The sequence below is a fragment of the Sorangium sp. So ce406 genome (genome assembly GCF_051474675.1).
Taxonomy (GTDB): Bacteria; Myxococcota_A; Polyangia; order Polyangiales; family Polyangiaceae; genus Sorangium; species Sorangium cellulosum_G.
In genome coordinates, this window is record NZ_CP150340.1 from 338938 (window position 1) to 354359 (window position 15422).

Genomic DNA, 15422 nt, shown 5'->3' on the forward strand with positions numbered 1-15422 from the left:
TGCGCGCCGCGACGCGGCAGGCGCCGGCCAGCGCCCTTCATTGAAAGATAACGGTGAGCAGCGGGCCACGTCCTACATGTTCACGACCGCCGGCCACGCCTGCGGACGTGCGTTCAGGAGGAGCTGGACCTCCATCGACGAGGTCTGGAGAGTCAAGGAGGACGGAATGCGTCACGCGGAGGATACGATGGATTCCATGAGCAGGATGATTCACAGCTCCCTGCTGATCGGGGCGGTTCTCGGCGGGTGCTCGCCCGACCCTGGTCCGGCCCGGCCCTCGGTCGCGGTTCATCTGACGCCCGATGGGTCCGAAGCGGAGCTGGCGCTCGGCGATGTCTCGGTGACGGCGGTGACGTGGGCCAGACCGGCGACGTCGGGCCCGATGGTCTCCGCCGCGGCCTTCGACTCGACCGGAAGGCGCATCGCTGCGTCTCTTGCAGAGACGGACGCGGCGGGAGCGTGGCCCGCCACGTCGCCGGGCACGGAGATCGAGGCTGCCGCGATGAACGACGCGCTCCGGCTCTTCGCCGCGTCCGTGGGGGCCCTCGAGGCCGCCGCTGGAGAGTGGTCGGGGCGCGAGGAGGAGCATCGGCGCCTCGTCGCCCTCGCCCGGCTCGCCGGGCGGTACGTCGAGCCGGCGTCCCCGCCTGGGAAGTCCAGCGAGGCGCTTCAGCGCGCTTCGTGGCTACCGGACAGCGAGCGCGTCAGGCTCGGAACGTACCTGACCGACCACGACCGAACGGGCATGTCGTTCCTCTCCTATCAGGTGTATGCGAACCCGGTCGGATGGGCCCAGAGGGCCGGCGACCTGGCTCAATGGATCGGCAATTACGTGGAGCAATTCGACAGCTTGCCTGAGCTCAGCGACGCAGAGCACAGCGCCGGCGTCGTCGCGAACGGTTACATCATGCGCGACGGCGGCGCCTTCGTGGTCGCGATCACGGAATCTGCGATCGACCTGCCGCAACCGTTCGGGACCCGCGTCTCCCAGTTCATCGACGATGCCGAGGCCCGTCATGTCTGCACCGGTGTTGTCCCGGAGCGGACGTATAGCGGCGTCATCGACACCTGCTTCCCGGATGGGCGCCACGAGACGCCGAACGTGCTTCCGGGGGTGCCGGAGGGCTATATCGCCGAGGGGGTTTGCAACAACCAGACGCTCTACGAGATCGATCAGCTCCGCCTTCCCGCCGGCGTCTCCGCGGAGGAGATGGCGACGCTGAAGGTCGCAGACTGCGGCGTGCCCGGGCTCGACCTGGACGACCTCCTCGTGTTCTTCCCGACCGCGGATTGGTGTCACGGATGCTATCTCGAAGGGGATAGCTGCTGCTCTTCGCTCGATCGTGCCTGGTCCTGGTGCTCTGATCCTGGCCTGACGTGCGTCTCCGGCGTGTGCGTGCCGCGCACGCCAGCGTCGCCCTGTCAGGGGCTCGCCAGCGGGTATTACTGCGCGGAGAACCAGGCGCTGGGGAGCTATGCCGGGCGGGGGGACATCGTCCTCTGCCGCGACGGCGAGATCGCCGCCGAGCCGAGCTGTCCCGCCGCTTGCGTGGTGGAGACGCAGGGCGTGAACGACCATTGCTGCGGCGACGGCGTGTGTGAGGACAGGACGCGCACAGAGTCCTGCGCGACGTGCCCGGCGGATTGTGGCGCGTGCGATGAGCCATCTGGATGCCCCGACGGGCGGTGCGACGAGGACGAGACGTGCTCCACCTGCCCGCAGGACTGCGGCGGCTGTCCGTCGACGTGCCCTGATGGACGGTGCGACGGAGGCGAGGCGTGCTCCACCTGCCCGCAGGACTGCGGCGCCTGCGCATGCGGGGGCTCCGGCCAGGCATGCTGCGCTGGAGATCGCTGCGATGGCCCGTATCGATGCAATGGCGGGACGTGCGGGTGCGACCCGGGCAACGAAGGTCAGTTCACCATCTCCGACCACGTGTACCCGAGCTGGGGACCGCCGGGCTGCTCGGGCGACGGGACGATGATGCTCCAGGCGTCGGCGGAGATGTTGTCCCCGACGTCGCTGCGGGTGCATGTCCGCAAGGCGGACAACTCGGCGTTCACCTCGGCCGCCACGCTCAGCCTTTACGTGGGTAACGGCCCGACGTGCCCCGGTCCAGCGAATGTTGTCAAGCGTACCAACGCCGTCGTGATCGGGCAGAGGGAGCAGACCATCGATCTGACGATGAACCCCTACGACGGAGCGTGGGGGCTCGGCGAAGCCAAGACCTTCTGGGTCGGCAAGGACGAGAGCGGGTTCCAGTCATTTCGCGCGTCGGGCACCGTCTCCGTCACCCGCATCTGCATGTAGGGCCTCGTCGACCCGCGGGCGTGCCGTCATGGGTCAGCGTGGTCGCTCGCTGCAGGGCAGATCGCGCGGGGCGCTGGCCGATCGAGATGCGTGGTCTCGTGAGCTCCTCCCTCCTGCCCCGAGCTCGAGCCCTCAGCAGAGCGCCCCTCCGCCGTCGATGCGCGCTCGTGTGCAGGCACCGCGCGCAGCGCTGTCGCGGCTCGTGGGGGGCCTCGCGCTCATGGAAGCGGCGCCCGCGCGCGCTCGGGCGTATGCTCCGCGCACGCGAGGAGCAGGAGAGCGATGGCGAAGCCGGACAAGCAGAGCGGGCGCCAGTACACCGAGGCCGAGGTGCGGGCCATCCTGGAGCGCGCCCTCCGGGGCGCGCAGACGCGTGACGTCGGCCACGACGAGCTGGTCGCGGCGGCCGAGGAGATCGGCATCTCGCGGGCCGCGATCGAGGCCGCGTCGCGCGACATCGAGCTGGTCCGGGGCGAGGAAGACGCGCGCGCGGCGATCGTCGCGCGCCGGCGCAAGGGCTTCCGGTCGCACCTGTTCTCGTTCGTCGCGGTGAACGCGTTCCTCTTCGCGATCAACGCGCTCACGCCCGGGCCGTGGTGGTTCTTCTGGCCGCTGCTCGGGTGGGGGCTGGGGCTCGCCTTCCACGCGCGCGCCGCGCTCTCCAGCGACGTGTCCCCGCGGCGGATCCGGCGGGAGATCGAGCGCAGCGCCGAGCGGGCGCGTCGGGAGGAGCTCCGGCGGCTCAAGGAGCAGCGCAGGGCCGAGAGCATCGAGCGCAAGCAGCGCCTCGAGCGGAGCGCCGAGGACTTCGGGCACGCCGTCGAGGAGGGCGTGGCGACGGTGCTCTCGCGGATCGCGCAGGAGATCCGCGGCAGCGTTCCGCCGGGGCCGGCGCCGTCGGAAGACGCGGCGCGCAGGCAGCGGATCGCGCCGCTCGACGCGGACGACGCCGAGTCCGAGGCGCTCGGCGAGGAAGAGGCGGAGCGCGCGGGGCGGCGAGCCCGCGGCCGGCGCTGACGGCGTCGACGGCGCGACGCCCATCTCGACGACCCTGGGGGGCGAGAGCTCGGCCGGGGGATCCGATCCTACGTTGTCGCGACGAGCAGCTCTTCCCCGTTCACGGGCCGAAGGCCGTCGGTCCTTCCCGCGAAGTAGCGCTGGGCGAGGGCGGCAGCCGATACGTGCTGCGCGTCCTTGAAGCCAGCGCCGCGCGCGAGCGCCAGGATCTCCGGCGGCGTGAAGAGGCTGAGAAAGGGCGTGCCGGCTGCGCGCGCTCCCTTGTGCGCCCACTCGGTCGCGGGGCGCACCTCGGGCTCGACGAGCTCGATGGGCAGCATGAACGTCATGGCCAGCGTGGAGCCCGGCGCGAGCGCCGCGATCGGGTGCAGCGTGGCGAGGTTCGCCTCCCTGGTGAGGTACATGCTGACGCCCGTGGACGCCACGACCGCCGGCTGGGTCGCGTCGAAGCCTGCGCCCGTCAGCTGCTCCCACAGGGAGGCGCCCGCCTCGAAGTCGACCGGCACGAGCCGCAGCCAGTCCGGGATGTCGAAGCCGAGCTCGACAAGGCGCCTCCGCTTCCAGTCCTGAGGGCCAGGCCGGTCGACCTCGAAGACCCGGAGGCGAGCGGCGATCTCCGGCCGGCGCTGGGCGAACGTGTCCAGACCGGCTCCGAGGATGACGTACTGGCGGACGCCGTGGCCAGCCTGCTCCGCGACGAGATCCTCGATGAACCGAGCGCGGGCCACGATGGATGCCCGGAAGCGGCGCGTGGCGTGCGGGTCCATGTCCGGACGCTGGCGCCAGCCGTCGTCCGGGGCCGCCAACCTCAGGCCGACGTCGTCTTCGAGGACGTGCGGCGGCGCGTCGAGCTCGACGTGCATGGCTCGCCACAGGGCCACACGCACCGCCGTGGGATCTGCCTCCGTCATTCGCTTCTCCGTCATGGCGTTCCTTTCGTCGACTCCGTCGCTCGCAGCGGCGCTTGCACGCTGAGGGGCCGACCGTCGGGATCGGCGAGCAGCATCTCGAGCACGGGCCAGTGCTGCGGTTCGAACGGGCGAAGGACGGTGCCGGCGCCCGGCGGCGAGAACCGCGCGGCGTCGCCGGCGGCGATCACCGGCACGAGCTGCAGCGCGCGGTCGTGCGGCCGCTCGGCGACGAAGAGGTAGGGCCCGCCGCGGGGATGGCGCAGGCGGCCCGAGTGGTGATCGGTCTCGAACTCGAGCTTGTAGCCAAGGCCCTGCCAGAACGCGACGGTCTTGCCCCAGTTGTGCGTCTCGATGAGCAGGCCCTCGATGCCGTCAGTCTCCATGGTTCCTCCGCTTGCGTCGGTGCTCGTCGAGGTACGCGCGCAGCGCGGCGGCCACGATCGCCGACAGCGACTGCTCGGCCTCGACCGCGTGATGCTTGACCTCGCGAATCAGCTCGGTCGGCAGATACACGTTGAACTGCTTCACGTCGTCCGCCATGTGCAACCACGCTAGGATGCTAGCATGCTAGTGTCAAGACGATGCGCGGTCTCTCGACGGGGCGGGGGAGGCCTTCCGCGCCTGAAACGCCTGACATTTCCGCGGCATAGCGCCAAGCGGAGGGCGTCCTACCGTATCGCTGTATTCTGCTGAGCGTCAGCTGGGCGGGGGTTCGACGCGAGCGGCGAGGGAGGTCGCCGTCACTCCCAGCCGGAGACGCCGTTCGTGTCGCGCAGGATGGCGTGGACGGCGTGCACCTCACCGCCAGACATCTTGATCATATGCATGTCCAGATGCCCGTCCGTCATGAAGTCGAACAGGGTGAGACCGATGGCGATGCCGCGCATCTCGTCGGCCAGGATGACGCGCGGGATGAAGGTGCCGCCTGACCCAGGATCGCCGGCGCTGCAGGATGCTCCGGTGCGGCAAGAGAAGTTGCCGCCCCCGTTCTCCAGGCGCTTGCAGGCTCCCGTGACGTTGCAGACGCCGGAGGGGAACGCGCGGAAGTACTTGTCGATCCAGCTCGTCAGCTCTTCCCGGGTGGCCCGCTCGGCCTCCGGGACCTCGTCGTGCCAACCGATGTCGTCCGAGATGGCGATGATCGCGGCAGGATCCGAGTCGACCGCGAACGATGCCGTGTAGTCGCCCGGGCGGACGACGATCGTCTCGATCTCCGTCATCTCCGAGCCTTCCACCTTGATGCGGAGGGCGACGGGGAGATCCCTCCCGCCTTCCGAAATCACCGCCTGAGCGCCCGCGCTGCACGCCTCGGTATCCAGGGCACGCTGCGAATGCTTCACCTCGCCAGCGTTCCTCCAGAAGTCCGTCGTGCCGATCTCGGCCTGCACGGCGTTCTCGGTGAACTTCACGCCTTCTGCCAGGGGTAGGCTGGAAGGATCCCCGGCGGCGAGGGCGGCGAAGTAGTCGTCCAGGAGGCCATCCAGGAGCTCGCGCGTGCAGGCGCCACCCGGAGCGCCGCCCGACCCCGACGCTCCGCCGGTGGCCGCTCCGGTGCCGCCGCCGGTGCCGCCGCTCGGCCCCGCCCCGCCGGTCGACGTCGCGCCGCCGCTGGCGCCGCCCGATGAGGCGCTGCCGGTCTCTTGCGGCGCGCCGCCGCCTCCCGCGGGGCTCTGGCCGCCCGAGCCCACCGCGCCGCCCGTGGCGCCACCACTTCCGGCGCCGCCCGTGGCGTCACCGTCTTCGCCAGGGCCGCAAGCGCCCAGCGTCAGGGCTAGGGCGAGCCCGAGAGAGCGGAACGAGTGATGATTCATGTGCTACCTCCGCGCTGGATCAAAGCTCGCCGGTGAGCGTCGGCGGTGCCCAGTCGATGTGGTCCAGGTGGTTGGGCTTGTTGGGCAGGTCCGTGGCGAAAGTGCCCGTCGCCGTGGCGTCGTTGCCCAGCAGGAACTTGTCGACCATGGCGTTGAGGGATGCCGTGTACTGCGAGCGCCAGCTGCAGTGGCCCCCACCTGCGCCCGTGTAGGCCATGTGGTCTCCGACGCCGAGCGCCTCGAAGATCATCTTGCCGACGTTGGCGGTGACCCACGCCGAGTTCCGATCGAGCCCGTTGTACATGGTGCTCGGGTTGTCCACGATATAGAGGCCGCGTGGAGCGATGAGGCCCATCATCTCGTGCATGTCGACGGGCAGCTTGTTCGTGTTGTCGGCCCCGGCGTTGTTGCCCGTGGTGAACTGACCGAGCGCCACCTCCGAGAGCCAGCGGACGTAGCTGATGCTATGATAGGGCCATTCCGCGCCGCTGTAGCTATCGAGCACCTCGACGAGGCGCAGGCCGACCGTGCCCCCGAGACCCGACTCCACCGGGATGGTCAAGGCGATGCGGTTGTCGAGCGCGCCGGCGACGAAGGCCCCCTTGCCCCAGCGCGAGCACCCCGTCACACCCACCCGGCGCGGATCGATGACGCCGGGGTTCTGCTCCAGAACGTCGAGGACGCGGCTGATCTGCCAGGCCTGTGCCGTGAGGTAACCCGCGGGATGGTCCGACCCGTACGCGCTGTAGAACGGCCCGTTCTTCGCGCCGCTGCCGCCCGTCGACTCGACCGCGGTGAAGGTGATCGTCGCGACGCCTCTCGGAACTGGCATGCCGCTCAGGCCGCCGTAACCGATGATCGCCGGCGCGGGCGCCGTCGCCCCGTTCATGTTCACGGTGAGGTTGAACGAGGCGCTGCCGCCGCCATCGTTGACCTGGACCGTGATCCTGCTGTCGCTCACGGTACCGGACACGGCTCCCTCTCCCGGGACGGGCTTGTCGCCGTAGATGAACTTGTAGGCTTGCTGGAGGATCTCTTCGCGCCGGCAGGCCCACTCGCCCTTGTCGGTGATGCGGTTGCCGTCCATCTTCTTGAAGGGGTCCGGCAGCTTCGCGCTCGCCGTGAGCGAAGCGGCGCTCGGCATCGGTCCGACGGTGCACCCGGCTCCAGGGTCTTCCACCTGGCCCCACTCGGCGCTCGCGGCGTTGCCGCCGGCGCCGCTGCCGTCGGTACCACCGGTCCCCGTCGCTCCGCCCGTTCCGTCCGGGCCCCCACCACCGGTGCTGGCCACGCTCGTCGCCAGGTCGCCGCCCGTCCCGGTCGGGGTACCGCCCGAAGAGGACGCTCCACCAGTGACCGCCGGCGCCCCTCCGGTGCCGCTGCCGCTGACGCTCCCCGTGCCGACTGGAAGGCTTCCTCCTGAACCGCCAGGATCCGGTTCGCCTTCGGTGCCGCAGGCGGCGAGCGCCAAGGGCAGCGCTGCGAACAAGGCCAAAGAGATCGTGGGACGTGCAGTGCGTAGGCGCATGTCGAGCGTTCCTCGTGAGGGGGTCGTGAGGCAGGAGCCCGCCGGGGTCGGGCGATGGGATGGCCGCCGAGGGGCCGGCCCGCGCGGGCCGCCGCGGTTATTCCCCACTTTGTCGGTCGTCTTCAAGTCGATTTTGTCCTATTTCGTGGCGTCCGCGCGCTGCGCGCACCGCTCAATTCATCCATGCATCGAAGGGGCCGCCTTCACTCCACAGCCTGTGGGGCGACTCACGCCTCGAAAACTGTACCCACGCCGGAAGCATTGTGTCTCTCCGGGCCAGCAGCGCCGAACGTCGGACAGCGACCCCTTGAATTCCCGCGCGGCGGCGCCTTGATCACGAGCCCGTCAGAATTCTGACGACCTCCGGCGCGCGCGGTGTACCCGGGGCGGGCTGCCCGCTTCGCCTCGCCCATCCTCTGGCGGTTCCGTTCCGGTACCAGGGACGGGCCGCCGCGTTATCCCCGAGGGCGACGACGAGGGGGAGCGTCTCGGTGAGCGAAGCGACAGCGATCACGGCCTGCCCGAGCACCGGCAGCAGCCCTGTCCCGCGGCGAGCCTCGCTGTGATTGGCTGGCCACCGCTCTCGACGCGTGGGGGCGGTCACTCCTTGAACGGCGCCGCCAGGATGACGTCGTGGAAATTGGGGGCATGGAAGCCCGGGATCAGGCGCTCGGCGATGTCGGCCGTGAAGTTGTAGAAGGCGGTCTCCGGCTTGCTGGTGAGCATGTCAGCGATCGCCCGCGGAAACGCGCGCTTGAAGTCGAGACGCGGGTACGCCTGGAGCACCTCATCCACCTCGTCCGCAGAGAGCTCCTTCAAGTCCATGCCAACGATGTCCATGATGGTTCCGACGTGAAGCAGCGCGATCTCGGGCCGCTTGTATGGCGGTATCCCCCTCACGGTGTGCAGCGCAATTGCGTCCCACACGACGCCGATCTCCTCCTCGGGCACGCCGCGCTGGTTCAGGAACTCGCTCGCCGCGTTGGCGCCTTCGATCTCGTACCGCTCCGTGCCCCGGAACCTCTCGGCCAGGCCGAGGTCATGGAGCGCCGCCCCGAGGTAGAACAGCTCGAGATCGAGCTCGAGCCCGCGCCGCTTCGCGAGCAGCGCGCCGAAGAGGTACGTGCGCATGACGTGGTTGAAGAGGAAGGGCGCCGACGCCTCCCGCGCGAGCTCGGTCGCTTCCACGGCCAGGTGGCTGTCAGGGATGCGGATGCCAGCGATCTCGTTCTTCACGGTCCTCTCTCCTTCGTGTGGCGCCGAGCCCGGAGGGGACCTTCGGCATCGCGCCCGTCCGGGCAACCTGCGGGCGACCCGGCGTGACCACCATCAGAAGAATCCGCCAGCTTCGGTCGACCGCACACCCGATGTGATGTTCACCAGGTCCGCCCGTGCCTTGCCTGGAAGAACGGGATACAGAGGTGGCCCGACCCGACGCACGCGGAGGAGCATGTTCGACACGCACGTGCGCCGATGGGGCCTCCTCCCCGACGGCGAGCCGATCGTCACGAGGAGCGGGCGCCTGCTGCCGGTCCGGCGCGCCGGCGAGCCCGCCATGCTCAAGCTGGCCCTGCACGAGGAGGAGCGCCTCGGCGGCGCGCTGATGGACTGGTGGGGCGGCGACGGCGCCGCGAGCGCAGCTTCGACTTTGCCAACCTCTTCACCAACCCGGACCTGGCCGAACCCAGCCGTCCGGTCGCGACCGAGCCCGGCCGCTTCTCCCGACGGCTGGAGATCGTGGTCGACGCGGCCGGCCTCGAACGGACGCGCCTGCTGCGCTGGATCCTCGCGTGGACCGGCCTCTCGGCGGCCTGGTTCCTGGAGGACGGCGACTCACCCGCCATCGACCTGCACGTGGCGGCGCTGGCGGCTGCGGAGCTGGACCGAGGATGTTGATTGCCCCGGTCGCGCGCGGGCTCGCTGGATCGGCGTGCCAGAGCGCCGCGGAATCGAGGTCGCCGTCGTCGCACGCCTCGCCGGGGTCGAGCGCGCCTTCACCCTTCAGCTCACCGCTGCTCCCGGGACGCTGCGCGGGCCTCGTCGACGCGGCGCTGGCAGGCCTCCAGGTTGTTCCAGGCGGTGGCTTCGGACACGCCAAAGAGCTCCCTCCTCTGCTCGACGGGCATGCAGTAGGTGGTCGCGGCCCACAGCTTCGCGTCGCCGACGCCCCGGAGCGGCTCGAGATCGGTCCACACCCGCGCGATCTTGTCGTCGCACGCGGTGACGATGCTCCTGCCATCCGCGCTGAACGCCGCCGCGTTGACCGCGGCGTCGGAGGCCCGGAGGATCATGGGCTCTCCCGTGCCATCCGCATTCCAGACCCGCGTCGTCATGTCCTGGGACGCGGTGACGACGCGCTTGCCATCCCGGCTGAACGCCGCCGAGCTGACCCAGTTCTCGTGACCGCGAAGGACGATGGGCTCGCCGGAGCCGTCGGCGCTCCACACGCACGCGGTCCTGTCCCAGGACGCGGTGACGATGCTCTTGCCGTCGGGGCTGAACGCCGCTGAGGTGACCCAGATCGCATGACCGCGAAGGACGATGGGCTCGCCGGAGCCGTCGGCGTTCCAGACCCGCGCAGTCCTGTCCCCTGATGCGGTGACGATGCGCTTGCCATCCGGGCTGAACGCCGCTGAAGACACCCCGTCCTCGTGACCACGAAGGACGATGGGCTCGCCGGAGCCGTCGGCGTTCCAGACCCGCGCGGTCCTGTCTCCTGACGCGGTGACGATGCGCGTGCCATCCGGGCTGAACGCCGCGGAATGGACTGCATCCCCGTGACCGCGAAGGGTGATGGGCTTGCCCGTGCCGGTGGCGCTCCAGACCCGCGCCGTCCCGTCATGGGACGCGGTGACGATGCGCTCGCCGTCGGGGCTGAACGCCGCCGAACAGACCGAATTCCCGTGGCCGCGAAGGAAGGTGGGCTTGCCGGTGCCGTCGGCGTTCCAGACCCGCGCAGTCCTGTCGTAGGACCCGGTGACGATGCGCTTGCCGTCGGGGCTGAACGCCGCCGAGCAGACCCGATCCTCGTGGCCGCGGAGGATGCTGAACTCGTTCGCGCTGTCGACGCTCCAGACCCGCGCGGTCCTGTCGTAGGACCCGGTGACGACATGCTTGCCATCGGGGCTGAACGCCGCCGAGGTGACCCAGATCTCATGACCGAGAAGGGTGATGGGCTCGCCGGTGCCGTTCGCGTTCCAGACCCGTGCGGTCCTGTCCTGGGACGCCGTGACGATGCGCTGGCCATCCGGGCTGAACGCCGCCGAGTAGAGCTCTCCCTTGTGACCGAGAAGGGTGATGGGCTTGCCGGTGCCGTTCGCGCTCCAGACCCGCGCGGTCCTGTCCTGGGACGCCGTGACGATGCGCTGGCCATCGGGGCTGAAGGCCGCTGAATAGAGTCTGGCCTTGTGGCCTCGAAGGAGCAGGGGCCTGCCCGAGCCATCGGCGTTCCAGACGCGCGCGATCCCGTCGCTGGACGCGGTGACGATGCGCCTCCCGTCAGGGCTGAACGCCGCCGAGTAGACCACGCCCCCATTCCTCTCGAGGAGCATGGGCTTGCCGGTGCCATCGGCGTTCCAGACCCGCACCGTCCCGTCACGGGACGCGGAGACGACGCGCTTGCCGTCGGGGCTGAAGGCCGCCGAGGTGACTCCACCCTTGTGGCCGCGGAGCTCCACGGCCTGGCCCGTGCCGTCGGCGTTCCAGACGCGCACGGTCTGGTCGTTGGATGCGGTGACGATGCGCTTGCCGTCACGGCTGAACGCCGCCGAGGAGACATAATCCTGGTGACCGCGAAGCTCCACCGGCTCGCCGGAGCCGTCGGCGTTCCACACCCGCACGACCTTGTCCGCGCAGGCCGTGACGATGCGCGTCCCGTCACGGTCATGGCTCGCATGCAGGACGAGATCCGGATGGCTGAGAACCGCGCGCGCAACGAAGCTGTGCAGCGCCCTCCGCGCGAGGTCGTCCCACCCACGCGGTACGTGGGGCGGCTCGAGCTCGCGCAAGATCGCCAGCACCGTCGTGGGATCGGCTTGCAGCTTGCGCGCCGCGACCATGCGGGTCGCGTTGCGCGCCTGCCGGGCTTCGTCCTGCACGCGCGCGGCTTGCCGGTTGGCGTGCGCCGCTTCCTGATTGGCGCGCGCTGCTTCCTGATTGGCGCGCGTCGCTTCCTGATTGGCGCGCGCCTTCTCCTGATGGGCCTTCATCGCGAGCAGCAGCACGACGGTCGCGACCGCGCCGATCGCGACGAGCACGGCCGTCCCGAACCGCTGGCGCAGGCGCAGGCGCCGCGCGCGCTCGGCGAGCGCCGCGACGGCCCGGAGGTAGCGCTCCTCGCGCTTGCCCAGCTCGACGCGGGAGGCGGCGCCCTGCTCGGCGCGGCGGCGCTCGTACCACGCCCTGGCCTCGCCCGCGGCGCGGTCGCGCCAGAGCAGCCCCTCGTCCTCGCCGCTCGCCGCCCACTGCTGCGCGGCGACGCGGAGCCGGGCCACGAGCTGCGCGTCGCGCTCGCTCTCGGCGAGCCACTGCCCGAGCTTCGGCCACCGCTCGATCAGGGACTCGTGGACCAGCTCCACGGTCGGCCCGCCGAACTCGCCGCCGGCCTCGCCGCCGGCGCCGAGGAGCAGGAGCCGCGCGCCGGCCAGGTGCTGGACCACCTGCGCGATCGCCTCGGCGCCGTCGCCCTCGCCGCCCGGCGCGAGCTCCTGGAGCTCGTCCAGGCTCACCACCGCGCGCGTGCGCTCGGGCGTGACGAGGCGCAGGAGCACCGCCCGGACCAGCCGCTGCTCGCGCGGCGGGAGCGCGGAGAGCACCGCGTCCGCGTGGGCCGACAGGGCGCCGGCGACGCCGCCGAGCTGCTCGTAGCTGGCCTGCGTGAGGAGCCGGCGCGCGCGATCCCGCGCGTCCCAGAGCTTGCCGGCCGTGAATTGCAGGAGCGGCAGGGGGCTCCGCGTGCTCTCGAGCGTGCCCAGCATGTGCTCGACCATCTCCGCCGTCTCGAAGCGGTAGCCGGCGGCCCCGAGCGGCCGCGTCAGGGCCTCGCGCAGGTCGTCGCGGCCCATCGGCGGCAAGAACCAGAGCCCTCGGGTCACGCCGATCATGAAGTCGCGGTGCTCGGCGAGGCGATCGAGGAAGTCGGAGCGGACGGCGAGCAGGACGCGCAGGGGGGACGAGGCGTCGTCGGCCACGCCCTCCAGGCAGGCGATGAACGCCGCGCGCTCCTCGGGGGCGGCGCCGAGCGTGTACAGCTCCTCGAGCTGGTCGACGAAGAGCAGCGCGCGGCGCCTCGGCCCGTCGCGGCGGCAGCGCGCGCGCAGCCGCGCCCCGAGGCAGCCCGGCTGGGTGCGCAAGGTGGCGACCAGCCCGTCGTGATCGGCGGGCTCGGGCGAGCTCGCCGCCGCGCCCTCCGACGCCCTCGCGGGCGGCGCCTCGACGACCTGCGCGAGCACGTCGGCGAGCGCGGACAGCGGGCGGCGCCCCGGCCGCAGGACGAAGGACTCCCAGCGGTCGTTGGAGCGCTTCAAGGCCGGGATGATCCCCGCGCGCCCGAGCGACGACTTGCCCGCCCCGGAGGGGCCGGCGATGACGAGGAGCTGCTGGCTGCGCAGCCTCACCGCGATGGCGGTGATGTCGCGATCGCGGCCGAAGAAGCGCGCGGCGTCCGCCTCCTGGAACGAGAACAGGCCCGCGAAGGGGCTCTCGCCCTCGCTCAGGTCGAGCGACCTCCGATCGGGCAGGAGCGCCTCGAGCTCGGCGAGGAGCTCGCCGGCCGAGCCGACGCGCGCGGCCTTGCGCTTCTCGAGGCAGCGATCGACGAGGGCGCCGAGCGCGCCCAGCTCCGGGCGGCGCGCGCACAGGCTGGGCATCGGGACGTCGAGGTCCACGACCTCCGAGAGGCGCGCGCGCGAGAACGGATCGAGCGGGTGCGCCCCCGTGAGCAGCTCGTGCAGGATGATGCCCACGGCCCAGAGGTCGGTGCGGCCGTCCATGTCGCTGCCCAGCAATTGCTCGGGCGCCATGTAGTGAGGCGTGCCGGCGATCGCGCTCTTGCGGCGCGCGTCGGCGTCCCCGGCGAGCGCCGCCCCGGCGCCCGTGATCGCCGAGGCCAGGCCCGCGTCGATCCGCTTGGCGAGGCCGAAATCGAGCACCTTGATGCGTCCGGCGTCGTCGAGGCGGATGTTCTCCGGCTTGAGATCGCGGTGCACGATCCCGACCTCGTGCGCGCAGAGCAGCGCGCGGACCACCGGGATCATGAGCTCGATGGCGTGGCGGGGCGACATCGAGCCGGGCGGCGCGGCGAGGGGCGGCCACCCGGACGCGCCGGGGCGCTCGCGCTGGGTCAGCCACTCGCGCAGCGAGCGACCCTTGATGTACTCGAGCACGAGGTAGGGACATCCATGGATCTCGTCGACCTCGTGGATGACGACGATGTTCTCGTGCCTGCAGCGCGCTGTGGCCCGCGCCTCGTCGAGGATGCGCTCGATCCCGCGGCCGGTGTAGCTGAGGAGGAACTTGATCGCGACGAGGCGGCCGAGCTTCGTGTCGCGCGCCAGGTACACGATGCCCATGCCGCCCTGGCCCAGCTTGCGGATGATCTCGTAATCGTTGACGAAATCGCTGGATTCGAGGAGCGTGACGTCCCTCGCGGGCGCCGCGGCCGCCTCGTCCCCGGGGGGCGCGGCGCGCTCGGTGCGCTCTCCCGGCGCCGCCGCTGGCCCGGCCGCGGGCGGGTCGGGCGTCATGAGGTCTTCCCGGCGGAGCCCGTCGAGCGCGCAGGCGTCGAGCTCGCGGAGCAGGCCGTCGGCCGTGGCGGTCCGCGCCGCGACGTCCTCGAGCGTGGCCTGGCGCAGGAGGGCGCCGAGCGGGTGCGCGAGGAGCGCGGGAGGGAGCCGCGCCGGCTCGCGGCCGGCGCCCGGGAGAGCGGACCCGCCGGTCGGCTCGCCGCGGCCCGCGCGCCGGCCGGTGAGGCACTCGAGGAAGACGAGGCCCCAGGCGTACAGGTCCGAGCGCGCGGTCGGCGAGAACCCCCGGCGCAGCTCGGGCGCCGCGTAGGCCTGCGAGCCCACGATCTCGCGGCCGGAGACGGGCGCTTCCTCCTGCTCCGCCCGCGCGGCGGCGGCGTCGGCGCCGAAGCCGAAGCCGAGCACCAGGGCGCCCGAGGGTGTGACCAGCACCTGGGCCGGCCTGAGGTCGCCGTGGACGACGCCGTGCCGGTGCGCGAAGCCGAGCGCGTCGAGGACCTGCCGGAGGAGGTGCCGCGCCTCCGGGGGATCGAGCGCGCCGCGGGTCGACAGCAGCTCGGCCAGGCTCTGGCCGGGCACGCGCGCGAAGACGGCGAAGACCTGCCCGTCGCCCGCTTGCCCCGCCTCGATGGGCCGGACGATGCAGGGGTGGTCGAGCCGCGCGCAGCGGCGCATCTCCTGGAGGAACCGCTGCAGGGACCGCGCCCGGCGCCCTCGCGTCGGGTCGGCGGGGGCCTCGTCCCTGGCGAGGCGCAGGAGCTTGAGGACGATCGGCTGCCCGCTCGCGAGCAGCCGCCCCTCGTAGACGGCCGCGCGCCTGCTCTCCCGGAGCAGGGACAGGATTTCGTAACGACCCTGGAACACCGTCCTCGGAGCGAGGATCCCCTGGTTCATCGCGGCCCTTCCGAACGCTGCCTCCCGCGCGGCAGCCTCGGGCGGGAGGCCGCGCACCGCCAGATGGGAGGCCAGATGGGAGCGGCGATCTCGGGCGCCGCGGAGCTCGCCCCGCGCCCGCGGCGGGCGGCGGGCGGCGGGCGGCGACGATCGTGCGCCCGCCTGAGCCGCGGGGCGGACCTCCGGGGACTTGAGGGGGAGGAGCCT

10 protein-coding genes and 1 pseudogene are annotated in these 15422 nt (G+C 71.5%); 4 read left to right on the forward strand and 7 right to left on the reverse strand.

What is annotated here, in order from left to right:
* Positions 1 to 196 precede the first annotated feature (196 nt).
* Both WME96_RS01260 and WME96_RS01265 read left to right on the forward strand, forming a co-directional pair.
* Positions 197 to 2311 carry a hypothetical protein gene (locus tag WME96_RS01260; protein WP_437288360.1) on the forward strand — a complete coding sequence of 705 codons (2115 nt, stop codon included), beginning with the start codon at positions 197 to 199 and terminating at the stop codon, positions 2309 to 2311.
* Between the two features lie 282 nt (positions 2312 to 2593).
* Complete coding sequence (locus WME96_RS01265) at positions 2594 to 3328, forward strand: 2TM domain-containing protein (protein ID WP_437288361.1); 735 nt, start codon at positions 2594 to 2596, stop codon at positions 3326 to 3328.
* 68 nt (positions 3329 to 3396) lie between these two features.
* On the opposite strand, the gene WME96_RS01270 is transcribed toward WME96_RS01265, so the two are convergent.
* From WME96_RS01270 to WME96_RS01295, 6 genes are all read right to left on the reverse strand, one after another.
* Positions 3397 to 4254, reverse strand: coding sequence for a class I SAM-dependent methyltransferase (locus WME96_RS01270; protein WP_437288362.1), 858 nt, complete (start codon positions 4252 to 4254; stop codon positions 3397 to 3399).
* Positions 4251 to 4622 (reverse strand): VOC family protein, encoded by a 372-nt coding sequence (locus WME96_RS01275; protein WP_437288363.1) that lies wholly within the window; start codon positions 4620 to 4622, stop codon positions 4251 to 4253. Before WME96_RS01275 ends, WME96_RS01270 begins: the two co-directional genes overlap by 4 nt.
* Complete coding sequence (locus WME96_RS01280; protein ID WP_061617755.1) at positions 4612 to 4779, reverse strand: ribbon-helix-helix protein, CopG family; 168 nt, start codon at positions 4777 to 4779, stop codon at positions 4612 to 4614. The genes WME96_RS01275 and WME96_RS01280 overlap by 11 nt, the downstream gene beginning before the upstream one ends.
* A 200-nt stretch (positions 4780 to 4979) precedes the next feature.
* On the reverse strand, positions 4980 to 6050 hold the full coding sequence (locus WME96_RS01285; protein WP_437288364.1) for a hypothetical protein: 1071 nt from the start codon (positions 6048 to 6050) through the stop codon (positions 4980 to 4982).
* Between the two features lie 19 nt (positions 6051 to 6069).
* A complete protein-coding gene (locus WME96_RS01290) occupies positions 6070 to 7341 on the reverse strand; it encodes a glucuronyl esterase domain-containing protein (RefSeq protein ID WP_437288365.1) in 1272 nt (423 codons plus the stop codon).
* 837 nt (positions 7342 to 8178) lie between these two features.
* On the reverse strand, positions 8179 to 8814 hold the full coding sequence (locus WME96_RS01295) for an HD domain-containing protein (protein ID WP_437288366.1): 636 nt from the start codon (positions 8812 to 8814) through the stop codon (positions 8179 to 8181).
* 214 nt (positions 8815 to 9028) lie between these two features.
* On the opposite strand from WME96_RS01295, the pseudogene WME96_RS01300 reads away from it, so the two are divergent.
* Both WME96_RS01300 and WME96_RS01305 read left to right on the forward strand, forming a co-directional pair.
* Positions 9029 to 9150: pseudogene (locus WME96_RS01300) on the forward strand (APH(6) family putative aminoglycoside O-phosphotransferase); the annotation flags it as partial.
* Positions 9151 to 9189: 39 nt separating this feature from the next.
* On the forward strand, positions 9190 to 9474 hold the full coding sequence (locus WME96_RS01305) for an aminoglycoside phosphotransferase family protein (protein ID WP_437288367.1): 285 nt from the start codon (positions 9190 to 9192) through the stop codon (positions 9472 to 9474).
* A gap of 110 nt (positions 9475 to 9584) precedes the next feature.
* Here WME96_RS01305 and WME96_RS01310 read toward each other — a convergent pair whose 3' ends face one another.
* Positions 9585 to 15215 carry an nSTAND1 domain-containing NTPase gene (locus WME96_RS01310; protein ID WP_437288368.1) on the reverse strand — a complete coding sequence of 1877 codons (5631 nt, stop codon included), beginning with the start codon at positions 15213 to 15215 and terminating at the stop codon, positions 9585 to 9587.
* Positions 15216 to 15422 lie beyond the last annotated feature (207 nt).

What these genes read in the sequence shown, in the direction of transcription:
- WME96_RS01260 (WP_437288360.1), top strand. Translation starts at nt 197, where the DNA reads ATGAGCAGGATGATTCACAGCTCCCTGCTGATCGGGGCGGTTCTCGGC.
- WME96_RS01265 (WP_437288361.1), top strand. Translation starts at nt 2,594, where the DNA reads ATGGCGAAGCCGGACAAGCAGAGCGGGCGCCAGTACACCGAGGCCGAG.
- WME96_RS01270 (WP_437288362.1), bottom strand. Translation starts at nt 4,254, where the DNA reads ATGACGGAGAAGCGAATGACGGAGGCAGATCCCACGGCGGTGCGTGTG.
- WME96_RS01275 (WP_437288363.1), bottom strand. Translation starts at nt 4,622, where the DNA reads ATGGAGACTGACGGCATCGAGGGCCTGCTCATCGAGACGCACAACTGG.
- WME96_RS01280 (WP_061617755.1), bottom strand. Translation starts at nt 4,779, where the DNA reads ATGGCGGACGACGTGAAGCAGTTCAACGTGTATCTGCCGACCGAGCTG.
- WME96_RS01285 (WP_437288364.1), bottom strand. Translation starts at nt 6,050, where the DNA reads ATGAATCATCACTCGTTCCGCTCTCTCGGGCTCGCCCTAGCCCTGACG.
- WME96_RS01310 (WP_437288368.1), bottom strand. Translation starts at nt 15,215, where the DNA reads ATGAACCAGGGGATCCTCGCTCCGAGGACGGTGTTCCAGGGTCGTTAC.